The organism is Thalassotalea coralli (assembly GCF_055786205.1).
Genome location: NZ_JBVVBK010000001.1, coordinates 1,104,976 through 1,122,431 on the forward strand (window position 1 = coordinate 1,104,976; position 17,456 = coordinate 1,122,431).

16 protein-coding genes and 1 pseudogene are annotated in these 17,456 nt (G+C 39.3%); 11 read left to right on the forward strand and 6 right to left on the reverse strand.

Going from position 1 to position 17,456, the window contains the following annotated elements; all coding sequences use genetic code 11:
* The first annotated feature begins 55 nt into the window (after positions 1-55).
* The 5 genes from ACOB80_RS04865 (at position 56) to ACOB80_RS04885 (ending at position 3,523) form a co-directional block, all read left to right on the forward strand.
* On the forward strand, positions 56-1,468 hold the full coding sequence (locus ACOB80_RS04865; protein ID WP_473164679.1) for a COG3014 family protein: 1,413 nt from the start codon (positions 56-58) through the stop codon (positions 1,466-1,468).
* Between the two features lie 10 nt (positions 1,469-1,478).
* A complete protein-coding gene (locus tag ACOB80_RS04870) occupies positions 1,479-1,916 on the forward strand; it encodes a YcfL family putative periplasmic lipoprotein (protein ID WP_473164680.1) in 438 nt (145 codons plus the stop codon).
* A 22-nt stretch (positions 1,917-1,938) separates the two neighbouring features.
* Positions 1,939-2,541: a penicillin-binding protein activator LpoB gene (gene lpoB / locus ACOB80_RS04875; protein ID WP_473164681.1), complete on the forward strand. Its 603-nt coding sequence runs from the start codon at positions 1,939-1,941 to the stop codon at positions 2,539-2,541.
* Positions 2,542-2,556: 15 nt separating this feature from the next.
* The gene (locus tag ACOB80_RS04880) at positions 2,557-3,021 is read left to right on the forward strand and encodes an outer membrane lipoprotein (RefSeq protein WP_473164682.1); all 465 of its coding nucleotides are present in this window, start codon (positions 2,557-2,559) and stop codon (positions 3,019-3,021) included.
* Between the two features lie 142 nt (positions 3,022-3,163).
* On the forward strand, positions 3,164-3,523 hold the full coding sequence (locus ACOB80_RS04885; protein ID WP_473164683.1) for a hypothetical protein: 360 nt from the start codon (positions 3,164-3,166) through the stop codon (positions 3,521-3,523).
* On the opposite strand, the gene rnt is transcribed toward ACOB80_RS04885, so the two are convergent.
* Entirely contained in the window at positions 3,492-4,211 is a 720-nt protein-coding gene (gene rnt, locus ACOB80_RS04890) for a ribonuclease T (RefSeq protein WP_473164684.1), read from the reverse strand. The two genes, ACOB80_RS04885 and rnt, sit on opposite strands and share 32 nt — an antisense overlap.
* Before the next feature lie 188 nt (positions 4,212-4,399).
* Between rnt and ACOB80_RS04895 the strand changes: the two genes are divergently transcribed.
* Positions 4,400-5,266 (forward strand): flagellar protein MotY, encoded by an 867-nt coding sequence (locus ACOB80_RS04895; RefSeq protein ID WP_473164685.1) that lies wholly within the window; start codon positions 4,400-4,402, stop codon positions 5,264-5,266.
* An 86-nt stretch (positions 5,267-5,352) separates the two neighbouring features.
* Here ACOB80_RS04895 and rrtA read toward each other — a convergent pair whose 3' ends face one another.
* A complete protein-coding gene (gene rrtA, locus ACOB80_RS04900; protein WP_473164686.1) occupies positions 5,353-5,946 on the reverse strand; it encodes a rhombosortase in 594 nt (197 codons plus the stop codon).
* 104 nt (positions 5,947-6,050) lie between these two features.
* Between rrtA and ACOB80_RS04905 the strand changes: the two genes are divergently transcribed.
* On the forward strand, positions 6,051-6,656 hold the full coding sequence (locus tag ACOB80_RS04905) for a tRNA-uridine aminocarboxypropyltransferase (protein ID WP_473164687.1): 606 nt from the start codon (positions 6,051-6,053) through the stop codon (positions 6,654-6,656).
* Positions 6,653-8,413: a gamma-glutamyltransferase gene (gene ggt / locus ACOB80_RS04910; RefSeq protein WP_473164688.1), complete on the forward strand. Its 1,761-nt coding sequence runs from the start codon at positions 6,653-6,655 to the stop codon at positions 8,411-8,413. Before ACOB80_RS04905 ends, ggt begins: the two co-directional genes overlap by 4 nt.
* Before the next feature lie 33 nt (positions 8,414-8,446).
* On the opposite strand, the gene ACOB80_RS04915 is transcribed toward ggt, so the two are convergent.
* Entirely contained in the window at positions 8,447-8,884 is a 438-nt protein-coding gene (locus ACOB80_RS04915) for a hypothetical protein (protein WP_473164689.1), read from the reverse strand.
* A gap of 105 nt (positions 8,885-8,989) precedes the next feature.
* Complete coding sequence (gene cysK / locus ACOB80_RS04920; protein ID WP_473164690.1) at positions 8,990-9,958, reverse strand: cysteine synthase A; 969 nt, start codon at positions 9,956-9,958, stop codon at positions 8,990-8,992.
* Between the two features lie 742 nt (positions 9,959-10,700).
* Between cysK and ACOB80_RS04925 the strand changes: the two are divergent.
* Positions 10,701-11,039 (forward strand): annotated as a pseudogene (locus ACOB80_RS04925) (RDD family protein); the annotation flags it as partial.
* Positions 11,040-11,060: 21 nt separating this feature from the next.
* On the forward strand, positions 11,061-11,576 hold the full coding sequence (locus ACOB80_RS04930) for a hypothetical protein (RefSeq protein ID WP_473164691.1): 516 nt from the start codon (positions 11,061-11,063) through the stop codon (positions 11,574-11,576).
* A 66-nt stretch (positions 11,577-11,642) separates the two neighbouring features.
* Here the strand turns inward: ACOB80_RS04930 and ACOB80_RS04935 are convergent, their stop codons facing one another.
* Together ACOB80_RS04935 and ACOB80_RS04940 are read right to left on the reverse strand one after the other, a co-directional pair.
* A complete protein-coding gene (locus ACOB80_RS04935) occupies positions 11,643-14,009 on the reverse strand; it encodes a carbohydrate binding family 9 domain-containing protein (protein WP_473164692.1) in 2,367 nt (788 codons plus the stop codon).
* Between the two features lie 163 nt (positions 14,010-14,172).
* A complete protein-coding gene (locus ACOB80_RS04940) occupies positions 14,173-16,539 on the reverse strand; it encodes a carbohydrate binding family 9 domain-containing protein (RefSeq protein ID WP_473164693.1) in 2,367 nt (788 codons plus the stop codon).
* Positions 16,540-16,738: 199 nt separating this feature from the next.
* On the opposite strand from ACOB80_RS04940, the gene ACOB80_RS04945 reads away from it, so the two are divergent.
* Entirely contained in the window at positions 16,739-17,452 is a 714-nt protein-coding gene (locus ACOB80_RS04945) for a DUF599 domain-containing protein (protein WP_473164694.1), read from the forward strand.
* Positions 17,453-17,456: the final 4 nt, after the last annotated feature.

The window sequence follows — 17,456 nt, forward strand, 5'->3', positions numbered from 1 at the left end:
TTCGTTAATTTAGAACACGTTAATATAGCCACACTTAAATAGAGATAGAGAAGATATGAAAAGCGTTAGTCGGATAATGATTTTAGTGGTTGCAGGGTTAACCGCTAGTTGCAGCAGTATGCGATTTGAAGACTTTTTTTCAGGCTATGCAGAGCAAATGAAGGCATCTAGGCAGTTTCAACACGTTGGCGACTATCAGCAGGCTATTGGTGCTTTACCAGTTGTCGCGTCTAACCATAATAACTTTAACTTAGTTGAGTTAGAGCGGGCTCGTCTATCTTATTTAAAACACGATTATGCTAAAAGCCAACAAAACTTTGAGCAGGTATACCAGCTAATTGAACAAGAAAACTTACAAGCAGAATATAGGATTTCCCGAGGACTACAGAATGTTGGTGCTGTTGCCACCAATGATGTCGCGTTAAGTTACCAAATTCCAGAATATGAACAGGCCATGCTTCATAGTTATCAGGCCCTTAATTTTGCCTACCAAGGAAAGCTTTCTTCTGCACTAGTGGAAGTCAGACGTGCAAACTTAGTTCAAGAAACTGCGTTTAAAGAAAACGAACAGGAAATATTAGAAGCTGAACAAGAGTTAACTGACGCTGGCATGTCAATGTCTTCTGTTTACTCTTCTTACCCAGCAATGGACCCTAAGTTAAATCAGATAAAAAAGGGCTTTCAAAACGCCTATACTTTTTACCTTTCAGGTGTTTTATATGAGGCGGCAGGGGAGTTAAATGACGCTTATATAGATTATAAACGCGCGATCGACATTTATCCTGAAAATACCTATTTGCAACAAGATGTGCTTCGCTTAGCTAAGCAATTAGGCATGACACAAGATATCGAACTATTTTCACAGCGTTTTGCAATAGCTGAAGGTAAAGATATGCAAAGTGCTAATGTGGTGATACTTTTTGAACAAGCACAAATAGAAGAAAAAAGAGAAATCAGAATTGATTTACCTGTGTACACGCGCCACGATGATCTTCGCTTTTTTAGCTTTGCTGTGCCAGCTTATCAAGAATCATTGCATTCTGGTCAGCCTTTGATTGTTCGTTACGGTGATAAGTTCGTCACGACTCAAGATATTGTTCATTTGCAGTCTTTGGCGCATAAGTCTTTACATGAGAAGTTACCAGGTATCGTAGCGAGACAGGGATTACGTATTGTCGCAAAAGAAGAGTTTCGCCGTAAAATGCAAAAAGAGGGCGGAGATGTAGGTAACATTTTGGCAAGCTTATACAATATCGCTAGTGAGAAAGCCGACACGAGAAGCTGGTTAACTTTACCTAACTCTATTCAAATGGCTCGCTTAACTTTGCCAGCCGGTGAGCATAATTTAAAATTCAATGTAAATAATCAATCTCTGGATTACCAAATTACCGTTAAGCCCGGAGGCATCACACTAGTGACTGTATCGTCATCTGGGGTTAACACTAATACCAACTCTGTGGTGTTATAGAGGAACTAATATGAAACATAAATTAACTTTAGCAACCCTGTTTTCAGCTGCTTTGATAACTGGTTGTCAAACGCCACCGCCGGTAACTTCAGGTATTGGCGCGGAATCTATTACGAATGAAATTCCACCAGCAACATACTTACGGGTAGATAACCCTGAGTTAGCGGAAAGAGTGACGATTAGTAATGTAAAACACCGGATAAACCAAAGCTTTTTAGAAGTGAATGTTGAGCTTTCTAGTCAATATGAGAAAAGCCAACATCTGCAATATCATTTCAATTGGTTTGATGAGAATGGCTTTGAAGTTGAACCCGACAAAACTCCATGGCGCCCGTTAAAATTGCACGGTCATCAAACTGCACAATTACGCGGTGTTGCCCCTTCTAGCAATGTAACTTCTTTTAACGTTTATGTGCGTACTGTTAATAGTAACGCCTACAAATACTAATTAAATAATCAAGGATTTTTATATGAAAAAGATAACTTTAGTCGCCTCTTGTATTGTAGCTGCTACCGTTTTCACAGGTTGTGCGCAAAAGTCAGTTGTCCAATATGGTGATGCAACCGCTGTAGAGACTACCGATGTAAACTTTGGCTCAACCGATTTGCAAAAGGTGGCTAATGACATGACTGATTCGTTGATTTTGTCACCGGTTGTTGGCACGTTAACACAGAATTCTCGCCCTGTTGTGTTTGTAGAACGTATTAAAAATAAAACGAGTGAGCACATAGACACTGAATCTATCACTGATTCGATTTCTACTAAGTTATTGCGCTCAGGGAAGTTCCGTTTTGTTGATATGTCACGTGTAGAAGCTGCTCGCAAACAAATTGAATTTCAGCAAGATGGCGGCATGGTTGATACCAATAAAGCAGTTCAGTTTGGCAAACAGACTGGTGCTCAATACATGCTATATGGAAACTTGTCTAGCATAGTCAAAACTAATAAAGATAAATCAGATGTTTACTACAAGTTTACTTTGCGCTTGATGGATCTAGAAAGTGGCTTAGTTGAATGGGCAGATGAAACTGAAATTCGTAAAACACGCACTAAACAGCGTGTTGGTTGGTAAAGTAGGAAACACAAGATGAAATATTTCGCTTCGTTAATTTTACTTCTTTTTAGTTCGCTAAGCTTCGCTGCAGATTATGATCGAAACAAGGCAGTTCCAGTTGAGAAAGTGCTGTTCGGTCAGGTAGATTCAGTTCGTATTGTAACGAGTAAAGATATTATTCGTGACGAGAAGAATGGCTGGCGAACCTTTGGTGGTGCTTTAATTGGCGGTGCTATAGGTCATCAGTTTGGTGGCGGTTCTGGAAAAGATGTTGCCACTATTTTAGGGGCGATAATTGGCGCTTCTGTTGCTGATAGTAATCAGCAAAGGTATCAAGAAGTTATTTATCAATTGGTTGAATTACTTATTACCGTAGAGAGTGGCGAGCAGTATATGGTCATTCAGGATCAAGACCCTAATATGGTTTTTGCATCGGGCGATCAGGTGCGCTTAGTATACTTAGCCAATGATACCGTCCGAATAGATAAGTCTTATTAGACTTATCTATTCCTTACTCCTTTGAGTTTGAATAATTTAAAGGAGAGCCCCTTCTTTATAAATGTATAAAATTTGAACTACACTTGGTTTAGGTGGTTGTTATATCAATGACATTAAATTGGTATTAAATGTATGGAGTGTTATGGAGTTACCTAAACCTATTTATGAAAATTTACCTTACCTATATTTTTTGATGAGTGGTGGGCTATTAGTCGTCGGTGAGAGCTTGCCAATTATATTTTCTTCAGCAATTTTCTATATTGCGGGTTGTATCGTGTTAGTGACGCGCTCCTCTTTTAGGCGCAAAGATAAACCGAATAGAAGAAAAACGTCGGCGCTGTTTCCTGAAGCCGTGTATGAATATCTACCATATTGCTATATCGCAGTGGGCATTTTTTTACTGATGGCAACAGATCATCGTGGTTATCAATTTACAGCTTTTTGCGTACTCGTTTGGGGTGTAAGAAATATTACTTGTCGTCACCACAATCGACTTCGCTAGTAGTATTATCATCGCTTTTTTCGGCGTCATCTAATTCTGGTAAAGGCCAGCCACCTAATGACTGCCATTTATTAACGATATGACAAAACAGCTCGGCTGTTTTTTCAGTATCATAAAGAGCGGAATGCGCTTCTTGGTTATTGAAAGATAGTCCTGCTGCTTGGCAGGCTTTAGCTAAAACTGTTTGCCCAAGTGCTAGCCCTGAAAGCGTTGTCGTGTCAAAACTTACAAATGGATGAAATGGTGAGCGTTTAATAGAGCATCGCTCCGTTGCTGCGTTAACAAAACCCAAATCAAATGCTGCATTATGGGCTACCATAACAGCTCGCTTACAACCCGCAGCTTTCATCTTCTTTCGGATCATTTTAAAGGTTTCTTTTAACGCTTCCTCTTCGCTTACCGCTCCACGTAAAGGATTTGTTGGGTCAATCCCTGTAAACTCTAGTGCTGCTGGCTCTAAATTAGCGCCTTCAAACGGTTCAATGTTAAAGTGAATGGTTTGGTCTAAAGAAAATAACCCAGTGTTTTCATCGTAATTTAGTGTAGTTGCTGCCAGTTCAAGAAGAGCATCGGTTTTCGCGTTGAAACCTGCTGTTTCAACGTCAACGACTACTGGAAAATAACCACGGAATCTATCTGAAAAGTTATAAACGTGAGAAGGCGTGGCTTGGTTCTGAATATCAGTCATTGTATTACTTTACTGCAGCTTTACTATTTGTTTGTTTAAGGGCGGCTATTATGTCAAAAAACATCGCCAGTGAACATCTGCTCGTTACTATTAAATGAGAAAATAGTTTTCTTGCCTATAATTAATGTTAAAGTAACTGTTAATTGTGCCGATACTGTTAACACGCCAATAAAAATTGTTCAGTGACTATGAAAAAAGTATTGTTAACTACTCTTCTTGCGCTAACTGTAACCTCTTCTCACGCTGGGATGAGGCAATATCAAGCTGAAATTGCTAGCTCTAAATGGCAAATGACTGATAACTCAAGACTAGCTTGTACACTGTCGCATCAAATTCCGAATTACGGCGAAGCTAAGTTCGTATCAACAGCGAACCGTAATACTAATATGATGTTTGAGCTTGATATGTTGATGTTGCCTGATAGCTACTCATTAGCACAAGTGAAAAGTGTCGCGCCGAATTGGCGACCTGGAAAATCTGGTCGTGTATTGGCTGACATGAAGTTATATAAACAATTTTCACCAGATTTATCCAAGAAAGTTGCTTGGACTATGTTGTCTGAGTTGGAAAAGGGCATGAACCCAACCTTTTACTATGACGACTGGTACAACGATCAAGATAAAGTGTCGGTAGCCTTGTCTTCTTCTAAATTTCATAAAGCTTATAGAGACTTTGTATCGTGTGTAGGAAATTTACTTAACTACAGCTTTGAAGATATCTCTTATACGGTTTTAAATTTCGAATTTGGCTCGGATGATTTTACCAAAGCGTCTAAGCGAAGAATCGCAATGATCAAAGAATATTTGATGTTGGATCAAGAATTAGATTTAGTGTTAATTGACGGCTTTACTGACAGTTATGGTGCTCGTAATATTAACCAAAAAACATCTGAAAAGCGTGCTAACAAAATTAGACAGTATTTTATTGATAGTGGTGTTGAACCAAGTCGCATTGAAGCAAGTGGCTACGGAGAGAAACGACACATTGCCTCGAACCAAACCGTTTTAGGTCGAGCTAAGAACAGACGTGTTGTTATTCGAATGGATAAGCCTTAAAAAATAACTGAAAAATTTAAGTTAAGAAAAGCGCCGTTGGCGCTTTTTTTGATCGAGACAAACATCAAGAGAAATTGCTTACTTTGCTATTCTCTGTCTTTGAAACGACTTAACAGCACGGTAATGACGAAATAAAACAAACCAGCAACCGCACCATAAACGTGAGCATCAATGGCTACGTTTGCTTCTATTAAGTTCATTAATTCTTGATTTGGTCCTGCCAATTGCTCGTAGATGAGTTTTATTATTACTCCTCCTAGCAACAGGTAACCGGTTTTTTCACCTACACTGATGTCCTTTAGTGCACCCCAAACAAAAAAACCATGGAGAATACCTGAGAGTCCTACATAACGTTCCATTTCTGGCGTAAACACATGAATTCCAACACCGACGAAAGCGGCACTGACAATGAAGAGTAAAGCAATGCTAGTAGTGCGATAAAATTGTTTATGAATAAAACTTAGTAGCACGAGTGCCGCTAGGTTTAAGGCCAAATGTACGTCGTTAGTATGGAAAACATGGGCTGTTAGTGTTCGCCACCATTCTTTTGTTGCGACTGGGCGAAGATAATCAAACTGATCTTTGGCAGAATCCCCCATATAAAATGCCAATATAGATAAGGCGGCAATACAAAGTGGGGCGATTAGAAAGTGTTGAAAGTTGAATTGTTGTTTTTTCACTAAATTAGGTAGGGCATAAACCCTGTTTACTCTATTGTTCAGCTTTTTATCTCATGTTACTGTTTGCGTTGAAGGTAAGCAAATAAACTATTGAGAATCTATTTATGCCGCGTCAGATATGCAATCAATGTCAACGCCCTATATCTGCTTGTATTTGCGATCTTTTTGTCAAAATTAACAATCAAATTCATATTGTCATTATTCAGCATCCAAGTGAAGTTACCAAACACAAAGGAAGTGTCACGTTACTTGCTAATTCCCTGTTGAACTGCCAAGTGATCACAACCGATAATTTAAGTGACAGTGATGATTTCCAGCGAGTGTTAGCAACTTATAAACAGAGTATTGGTGTGTTGTATCCTTCGGAAGGTGCGAAGCCTATTGAAACTGCGATGACCGATAATAGCGGGCAAATTATTAAATGCTTAATTTTGATAGATGGTACATGGAAAAAAGCGTATCGACTTTATATGGAAAATACTCATTTACATTCGATACCTCATTTTACGTTCTCTAGTGAATTGAATAGTCTTTATGTTGCTCGAAAAACTGAGAAGAAAGGGGCGTTATCTACACTTGAAGCTTGTTGCCATGCTTTATCTTTGTTAGAAAATGAACAAAACAAGTATACAGATTTGATGGATAGTTTCGTTGCCTTTAATCAACGACTGCTTAATTTTTCTGGATATGCCAATAGGAAAACCAATTGAATACATTAACGACAAAATCTCGAGTTAAACAGTTATTACTGCTAGGTGCCATCGCGAGTACCTGTTGGTTTGCTCAAGCTCAGGAAGTGAGAGAACCAGAAGCAGCTACTGGCTATGAAGCTAAAAAAGCCGTAAAAGGTAAAAAATATATGGTAGCCGCGGCTAATCCATATGCTTCAAGAATCGGATATAACATCTTGGAAAAAGGTGGTAGCGCAATAGATGCTGCTATTGCCGTTCAACTAGCGTTAACGCTAGTTGAGCCTCAATCTTCCGGTATTGGTGGAGGGGCATTTATTCTGCACTGGGACAATAAAAAAAGTCAGCTTAAAACTTTTGATGGTCGAGAAACAGCGCCGTTAAAAGCAACGCCTAATATGTTTTTAGATGAAACAGGGAAGCCAGTGCCTTGGATTAAAGCTGTGGTTGGGGGGCGGTCAGTAGGTGTTCCTGGCGTATTGGCGGCACTTAAACAAGCTCATGACCAATATGGAAAACTACCTTGGAAGGTACTGTTTTCCGATGCAATCAAATTGGCCGAGCGTGGCTTTAGAGTATCGCCTAGGCTTCAGCGTTTGGTCGAAATGCAATTTAATCCTGGGGTAACTGAACTGGCAGAAGCGCGCCAGTATTTTTTTCCTGAAGGTAAAGCAATTCAAGCGGGTGATAAGCTAGTAAATCCAAAGCTTGCTGAGGTTTATAAAAGTCTAGCAAAAGATGGAATTGAACCGTTTTATCAAGGGTGGATCGCTAAAAATATTGTTGCTGCAGTTAACAACGCGACTATTGAACCCGGCGTTCTCAGTTTACAAGATATGAAAGCATATCAAGTGGTAGAGCGTGAGCCAGTTTGTGGACCTTATAAAGGATACAAAGTGTGCGGCATGGCACCACCAAGTTCTGGTGGGGTGGGTGTATTGCAAATATTAGGACAATTAGAAAGTTACGGCATGGAAAAGAGGCCATTTGAAGATGTTCATAACGTACATTTGTACACACAAAGTTCAAGGTTAGCGTTTGCTGATCGTGCGAAATATATCGCAGATCCTGATTTTGTTTCTGTTCCGGTTTCCGAACTAATTAATCGAGATTATTTAGCTCAAAGAGCGAAAAAGATTAATATCCATCAAGATACCAAAGCGCAGGCTGGCGAAATATCACTAAATGCGATGCGTGCTAATGACGATGCTTATGAACTTCCATCGACTAGTCATATATCTATTGTCGATAGTGAGGGTAATGCGGTATCTATGACCACAAGTATTGAAATGGCTTTTGGCTCAGCGGTTATGGTTGAAGGGTTTCTACTGAATAATCAACTGACTGACTTTTCTTTATCGCCAGAGCGTAACGGCGTCATTGTCGCAAATAGTGTAGCCCCTAAAAAGAGACCGAGATCGTCAATGGCACCTACCATGGTTTTTAAAGGTGATGAATTGTTCTTAGTGCTTGGCGCACCAGGTGGCAGCAGGATCATTAGCTATGTCGCGCAAACCATTATGGGGGTAGTCGATTGGAAACTAGATCCTCAACAGGCGATCAATATGCCAAAAGTGACCAATCGAAACGATGTAACAGCCTTGGAAAAAGGTACACCAATAGTAAAATTACAAACTGGATTAGAGGCTAAAGGGCACAAGGTATCAGTACGTGACTTAAACAGTGGCTTACATGCAATTAAAGTGCATCGCTACGGTTTAGTTGGAGGGGCTGATCCTAGGCGGGAAGGCAAGGTAATGTCAGATTTACAACAATAAAAAAAGCGGCTGAAAAGCCGCTTTTTTTTGATGCTAAAAAGGATCTTTTAGCAATTTATCAATATACCAACTGTCATCTTTTTGAATAACAGAAATACGTTTGACGTCTTTTTGTATTTCTCCGTTATAAGTACCATTGAAATATAAGGTAATGACTGCTTTTTCTTTAAATTGCTCTCGAACTTTAACGCCACTGTCATCTGGTTTCACAATGACTTCGTCATACGACATATTAAAAACATGTCGGCCTACAGCACTTGTTGATTTGTAATGTAAAATAATTCGACGTAACTTTGGCGTGCAAACAGCGGCAGCTTTTTTAACGTCCTTTTCATTGTATAAAGCGTTAAAAAAAGCAACAGCGACTTTCTCCGGGTTGTTGGTCGTATCTATGCCTTTAGGTTTATCATCATTACAGCCTACAAGGAAACTAGACAGTAACGCTAAACTTAGTCCGATTTTTTTCCACATAAAATATATTCAATTCAATCCGTTTCAGTGGATAATAATACATTATTTTTTCCAATAAAAAAGGCGCATAAAGCGCCTTTTATCAAGTAGGTTCTAATTGAATGATTATTGAACTAACTCTTTTTCGGAAAATGTATCAGTAAATAGAGCGCTCGATAAGTAACGCTCTGCAGAGCTTGGTAGAATTACCACGATGTTTTTACCTTCGTTTTCTGGACGTTCAGCTAAGCGTTTCGCTGCTACAACTGCCGCACCAGAAGAAATACCTGCTAAGATACCTTCTTCTTTCATCAACCTGTGTGCCATTGCCATAGCATCTTCATTTGATACTTGCTCGACAGCGTCAATCACTGACAAATCTAAGTTGCCTGGAATGAAGCCTGCGCCAATACCTTGTATTTTGTGCGGACCAGGCTTTAATTCTTCACCGGCAAGCTTTTGACTAATAACTGGTGAGTCAGTTGGCTCAACAGCTACCGAAGTGATCGCTTTACCTTGTTCATTTTTAAGGTACCGACTAACACCAGTAATTGTGCCACCTGTACCTACGCCAGCAACAAAGATATCAACATTGCCGTCAGTATCCTTCCAGATTTCTGGACCGGTAGTTTTTTCGTGGATCTCTGGGTTTGCAGGGTTATCAAATTGACCTAGCAACACGTACTTATCAGGATTTGAATCTTTGATTTCTTGCGCTTTAGCAATAGCGCCACCCATGCCTTTAGCACCATCGGTTAGCTCTAATTTTGCTCCTAAAGCAGCGAGTAGCTTGCGACGCTCTAAACTCATGGTTGCAGGCATAGTTAATGTAATTGCATAACCACGTGCCGCAGCAACGAAAGCTAGGGCAATACCTGTGTTACCGCTGGTAGGCTCGATAATTTCTTTGCCTTCAGTTAACTCGCCTCGCTTTTCTGCGTCCCAAATCATGTTTGCACCAATGCGACATTTTACGCTGAAGCTTGGGTTACGTGCTTCAACTTTAGCGAATACATTTCCACCAGTTACGCGGTTAAGTTTAACTAACGGCGTATTGCCAATAGCTGTAGAATTATCTTGAAAAATTGAGGTCATAATTAAATCCTTGCCTGTTCGTTGTTGCTAATTGTTTTATTTTGAAGCGTAACAACGTTATAGTCGTGAGTAACTCTTAAATATTAGCGGCAAATTGAACAAAAAGAAGTGCCGATTAGTTATAACTTATATTCTATAAAGTTATAAAAAAATTCAGTATAAAAATTAATTAAATATTATGACAAAAGAAGCATTAACTTCGCCTGAAAGCGCAAATGAGGCGATAACTAATAATAATCAAGAAACAGCCGATGCTAGCTTTGATCATTTAAGTAAAGAAGAAGCTAAAAAAATACTTACACCTTCGGCTTTTCGCATAAACCCATTGCTATTTGGTGCGCCTTTAGCTACTCCATCCAAACGTGGTTTTGCTTTACTTGTCGACTTCATTCTCATTGGCATTCTATCTGATGCGCCTGGTGAGCTATTGGCGATATTAATCGCGCTTACTTTTATTCAGCTTGGTAGTAAAAAGCGCGCGCAGCTACAAGGTAAAAAACGCGGAGCACGTAAAAAGCTTATGCAGTTTGTTGGTATTGCTACGCTTGCTATTGTGCTGCTATCTGTTGCTAGTGACATGTTTTTCCCAGATGAAGCCACTGCATCAACAAATAGCAATGAAACGACTATAAGTACTGTGCAAGGTGACGAAAAGGCCGATGACACAAATAAAGACAGTGATAACAGTAAAGAAGATGGCTTATTAGTTACAGGTATTGCTTGGTTAAAAGATTCAATTAAAGAGTTAGGTTTAAGCTTCGGTTGGGCTGCTCTTTATTTTACGTTAGCAACGGCTGTATTAAATGGACAAACACTTGGTAAAAGAATTTTTTCGATACGCGTATTGCAACTTGACGGTACGCCTTTATCTATTTGGGATAGTTTTGGTCGATATGGTGGCTATGCCGCTGGACTGGCTACGGGTTTCTTAGGCTTCTTGCAGGTGTTTTGGGACCCAAATAGACAAGCAATACATGATCGAATTTCTTCTACTATTGTTATAGATGTAAAACTTGCTCAACAACAAAACCATGCGGCACGTTTAGCTGGACTTCGTTCAGAAAATAGTGCCGATACATAACTATATTAACACGGTGATTACATGATAAAATTCTTATGCATCTTTCTATTAAGCTCCCTTGCGACATTTGTTCAAGCTCAAGAAAAAGCAATGGCTAAGGAGTTGGCAATATTTCAACCTTATTTGGGCACTTGGCAGTCAACGTTTTCATTTGGCGAACAAAAGGTCACAGACGTGTCAAAGTGGGAGAGAGCGCTTAATGGAACAGCACTAAAAACAACTCACTCTATCAACGGTGGTGACTATGGCGGAGAGTCTTTTATTTTTTACGATAAAAAGAAGAAAAGCTTAGTATTTTACTATTTTACTACTGCTGGCTTTTATACACAGGGTACGATAGAAGTGTTATCAGATAATAGCTTTGTTGCTTACGAAGAAGTTACAGGCAATCAAGACGGAATAACGAAAGTAAAGTCAACGAGTACTATGTCCCCACAAAAGCTGATAGTCGCAACCTCTTATTTTAAAAACGGTCAATGGACGAAAGAAGAAAAGCGCAGTTACTCACGCTCTGATGCGGCCGTTGTTTTTCGCTAATCGTTAATGCTTAGAGCATAGTAAGCAAGGTTTGGATGTAAACACTCTAGATTTTCTAGGGCTGAATTACATCCAAGCGTAACTGATTTTAGTAAAATACGTTCTTGAATCACGCGTCATGTCATCTAAGTATTCATCTTGATAACTGTTGTCAGCATAGCCCGCATACCACACTGTCTGCGGGTTTATTTTATAGGCGTAAATAATCTGTGTAGATAGGTTGTCTGACTTTCTCAATGGATAACTTAGAGGGTTGTTATCTACATTGTTGTCGATATCGCTGTAGACGATGTTGATATCAACGTAGCTCTTTACGTTAAATTGGTAACTAATGCGCGCTTCAGTTAGTTGCTCTGTATAAACTTCCGCACCATCAGCATCCATCGACGCATTTATGTAATAACCTTTCGCGCGTAAATGTTCATTTAAGTGAACATCCATTGCCGCATAAATCTCTTGATAGTCTGCAAGGCGGTTATTTCTATAATCTATTTTGTCACCGAAAATATACTCAGCTTCTAACAGAACTTCACCCACAGGCTCAACGGAGCCATAAATTTTGAATAAAGCTTCGTCAAATCTTGAGGTATTGCCATCAATTGTTAAAGAAGAAGCGTTATGTCTTCTACCTACCTTGTCAGAAAAAGTAGCGGTTAGTTCCAGCTCTGATTGCATTGGTCCTTGAATCAAATAGGCAAACTCAACTGTCTTGTCGAGCAGTTCACCGTTTTCATTTTGGTTTAACCACCATTTAGCTGAAGCTTGCATATATTGCCAAGATGAGTCTTCATCCCCCCAGAATACGCGGTCAACAGTCGCCTTATTTTGTTGAAAATCCACCTGATTGATAAAGCCCAAATCTGCTCTAAAATCTTGACCAAAGCGATTGTGTTCAAGTGTGTACTGCCAGTTCTCGGAATAGTGCTCGTATTTTACCATTGAAGCACTATCGTTGAAGCTGTCTTTTTCCTTAGTTCTTAACACCTGTTCGTTGTATGGACAATAAACAAGAGAGCAATCTTCATTAAACTCTTGTTCGCATTCCATATCGGTATCTCCGTAACAAAATTGACGATACATATCTTCTGGGTATTCTGTATCGGACGTTACATGTTGGGCAATTAAGGTGTTTGAATCATCAAACTTATACTTTAGATCTAAGCCTGCGGTGTAGTTGTGATAATCGTCTGCGGTTCGGCTCGTTACCATAGCGCCAACTGATAGCTGCTCACTGGCGTCAAAGCGGTAATTAATTGCGCTTGATAAACTTGATTGATTAAGCTCTGCGATATTTGAACCTATGTTGCCTGGTACAATGAAGTTGGTTTCACTATCTTTTGTTACAAATACACCAATATTATGCTCATCAACCGAAGAGGTGAGCTTTGCACCAAAATCAGGAGCGACAATATTTCGTGTGTAGACTAAGTCTAAATAGGAAGAAAAGTAGTCGGCGTTGTCTAAAAAGAAAGGTCGTTTTTCTTGGTAAAAAAGTGAAAACGTTTCATTAATGGTCAGTTGGCTTGAGTCGGTTTCAACTGTTGAAAAATCAGGATTAATCGTTGCATTTAATAAAGTGTTGCTGTTGATATTCCAACGAATATCTAAGCCTGCTTCAACATCGGTATCACCTTGCCATTGTGGATCTGACTCATAGACGTCTCTCGTCTCACTTTTGTTTGCGACTAGCGTAGGCGTTAACATTAAATTATTGCCCGTTTTCGCTCGTTCAAATCCCTTTAATTCAGCAGCTTGACATAACAGGCATTCGTTGTTTCTATCCATGTTCAAATGAGATATACGGAGTAAAGCATCTCTTGGTAAATATCTAACTAGCTCAAATGCCCAAGTCTTTTCTTTTTCCGAGTCTTCGAAATTTAAAATGCTGTATGGGATAGCAATTTCTACTTGATAGCCTTTATCAGTGATTTTGCCGTAAGCATCCCAAATACCATCCCAAGCATCGTTATTGTTGCCTGTCATTTCGTTATAAATACCATCGTACTGAACACCGTATGGGTTTACATAAAACTCGTAATTTAGTCGTCGTTTGTTGAATGTGTCGAGCTTTATGCCAACGATATCATCGGAAAGTCTGGAGTCTCTGTCTCCGAGAAAGGCTTTTATTTCTGATGCATTAGCGTCTTGCGCATCAAATGCAATATATAGATATTTTCCATTTTCAATAATGCGGGCTGTTGTTTTAACAGGGCTGGGTGTGTTATCCCATGGACTCGTCACTAAGTTCAGTTCTACAATTTTCGCTTCTTGCCATAAAGGCTCATTAAACTCACCATCAACATTTATAGAGTCTTGAGTATTTGGAATATGAATCTCTCGCGTAGAAGTTTTGCTCTCATCTCCTGCAAAGGAAAAAAAGCTAAACAGCAAAAGGCTAAAAGCCAGTGAACTAAGTCGAATCAAGTACGACATTAAATCCGCTCCATGAATATTTGTTGTTGTTTTTTTGAGGAGTAATCCTTGATAGGGGGGAAGTGTTACAAATTGTTTACCTAAAAACAATGCTTTGCCAGTTAAATATAAAAAGGCTTGCAGAAGCAAGTCTTTTTATATTTTGAATAGGCGAACGATTTGCTTATTTTATCCAGGCATAGCTAAATTTTGCGAATATACTACGGTTTTCTTGTTCTAATTCGCTGAATTCTTCTTCTGTGTAATGTCCATCAGAGTAGCCTAAATAAAACACCGTTTGCGGGTTTATTTTATATGCGTACAATAATTCAGTACTTAAGTTTTTACTCGACGCAGTAATGTCCTCAGGATCGGTATAAAGGTAGTTGTAAGGGTTTCTGTTGGTGTTGTTATACACAAGTGTAAAGCGCAGAAAGCTTTTAATACTGAATTGATATGTCGCTCGCATATCTGTCAAACGTGCAGTAAACACATTAGCGTCATCGGCATTCAACTGATTAAAAACTTGTTTAAATCTAAGCTCTAAATGCTTATTTGCATTCCAATCAATCGATGTATTAAATTGCTTAGTTTTACCTAGTCGGTTACTACTAAAATCAATTGCGTCACCATAATGCAGGTTGGCGTGAAGCCTTAAGCCTAAGATAGGGCGAATGCCACCGGAAAGGTTAATGCGCTTTTCATTGAAAAGAGTGGTATTAGCGTCGATAGCAAGCGACGACTTATCTATTCTTGAGCCAACTTTATCACGACTGGTAAGCCCTAAACGTAAATTTGAACTGTGTTTAGCTTCAATGCGAGCCACAAGGTCCCACTCTTTCTCAATTAACTCACCATTGTCGTTATGAAAAATGTCCCAGTCAGAGTAAATTGTAGCTTTAGTCCACCATTGGCCAGGTTCCGCGTACCACTTACGTTCGCCACCTATTGACCACTTGTTAAAGTCTACTCGTGAGATAAATCCTAAATCACCACGAAAATCACTACTTTGTTTGTTGTAGTTCACACGGTAAAACCATTTTTCGTCGTTGTGTCTGTAGCTAGCTCTTATGGCGTGGCCGGTAAATCTATCGTCTTTTAAGGTTCTTAAAACTTTTTCGTTGTAATCACAATCCCCATAAGTACACTCAGCTTCCTCTGGTTTTGTGCAATCTTCGCTATCATCTGCATAGCAAAATTGTTCGAACAGGTCACTAGGGTATTCGGTACTAGACACAATAGTTTGAAATTTAAATACATCATAGGTACTTAATTTAAATCGGCCATCAATACCGTTTACCACGTTTTGATAATCTTCTGCAGAGCGTAAAGTCGAAATCCAACCTAACGTGATATCAGGGTTGTAGTTATAGCGATAACGTAATGCTGCGGCCTTAGACTCATCATCAATTTCTGCAATTGAAGAAGCTCTGTTACCAGGAATAAGAATGTTAGTGGTATCATCGTCTGTGATAAATAAGCCAAATGAATGATCATCTTTACGGCCGGTAAGCTTTGCACCAGCATTAGGTGCGTTGATGTTTCGGGTGTAAACAAGGTTGTAGTTAGAATCAAAGTAATCGGCGTTATCTAAGAAGAATGGACGTTTTTCGGGGAAGAATAACGCGAAGTTATTATTTACGTTAAGTTGAGCATTGTCGGTTTCAACGGTAGAAAAATCCGGGTTTATGGTTGCGTTAAGCAATAAGTCCGGTGAAATACCCCAGCGAACATCTAAGCTAGCTTCGGTATTGTTAGTTGATTCCCACTCATCATCAACTTTCTCTTCCGAGCGACCTGTGACTAAAGATGGTGTAACAATAAGGTTGTCGCCTTGCTTAGCACCAGAGAAACCTTCCGCAGTATGTAACTGACACAACTCGCAATTGTTGTTTCTATCTAAATAAATATTAGAAAGGCGTAATCGTTCGTTACGTGGGTAAAAACGCATCAGCTCGATGCCCCAATCTTGAATCGTGTCCTTTTCGGTAAAATTTAGCATGCGTAATGGCAAGGCCATTTCGACAATGTACCCTTTATCACTAATCTCACCCGCGCTATCCCAAATTCCGTCCCAGGCGTCACTCTCCCTTTTAGTGACTTCACTTTCGATGCCATCAATTTGTGAGCCCATTGGATTGACTAGAAATCGATAAGCCGTTCGCTGATCATTATACGTATCGATTTTTATGCCTACGATATCATCTGACCACGATTTATCTCTATCTCTTAGGAAAGCTCTAATTTGGCTTGGGTCAGGATCTTCTGCAATAAAGGCTAGATAAAAGTTCTCGCCATCTTCCATTAATAACGCTTCAGTATGTACAGGGCTTTCTGTGTTGTTATAGGGACGGGTCACGTTATTAATTAAAACTTTTTTAGCTTGTTGCCATTGTGGCTCATCCAATTTGGCATCAACTGTTACTGGTCCGTTAATTCGAGGTATTTGATAAGTCGCCTTTTTCGGCGCATCAGCAAATGCGTTGCATGACACAGCCAATGCAAGTAAAGGATAACTAAAAGAAAATAAAGAATTTCTTAGCAATTTCATTAAAAGCCTATTAATAACAACATAGAAAAATTAAACGCATGTCATTCTAGAAAAGTTACATTTTGTGTCAAAATAATTACGATGGTTTACCTGATATCTAGGTTTAATGCAGTTTGTTAACTATCGATTGTCAAATTGCTATCGCAAGTTTACGATTTCTAACGCATAATGCCGTCTATAAAGCCAAATGAGTTACTTTATGTCTGAAAACCTACTAAATATTATTGCTCTTATTTCTTTTATTACGTGCTGGGTAGGCTATACCGAGTTTGCTAGAAAAAAAGCTAAAACCACTAATTGCATCGCAAGGTGTTTGCATCAACATCGAATTCACTGGATGTATGAAGTGCTAATGCGTGATATAAAAGTAGGCGATGCTGCGTTATTAGCAAATTTAGAGCGCAATATTGCTTTTTTTGCTTCATCAACCTTACTGGTTCTCGCTGGTGTATTAACTTTGTTCGCGCAAGTAGAAAAACTGGAAGAAGTTATTGCATCTATTCCTTACGCGGCCTTTCCCAACCACACGGTTATTCAACTTAAGCTTGGCTTACTAGCATTTATTTTTGTTATGGCTTTCTTTCAGTTTACTTGGTCAATGCGACAATATGGCTTTTTAAATGTGATGATCGGTGCTGCGCCGTTCGATGAAAAAGGCGAAAGAGAGACATTAAAAGAATATGCTAAGCAAATGGCGGTCGTACAAGACCAAGCCGCACATTCTTACAATTATGGCTTGCGTTCTTACTATTTTTCTATGGCAGCAATATGCTGGTTTTTTCATCCTCTACTTTTTATCTTAGCAAGTATGTTCGTTGTTTATACTTTATATATTCGCGAGTTCCGCTCCAAAGCTGTCCGCGCAATAACAGCTGGTCAAGAGATTCTCAATAAAGAGAGAGACGCTAAGTAGTTTT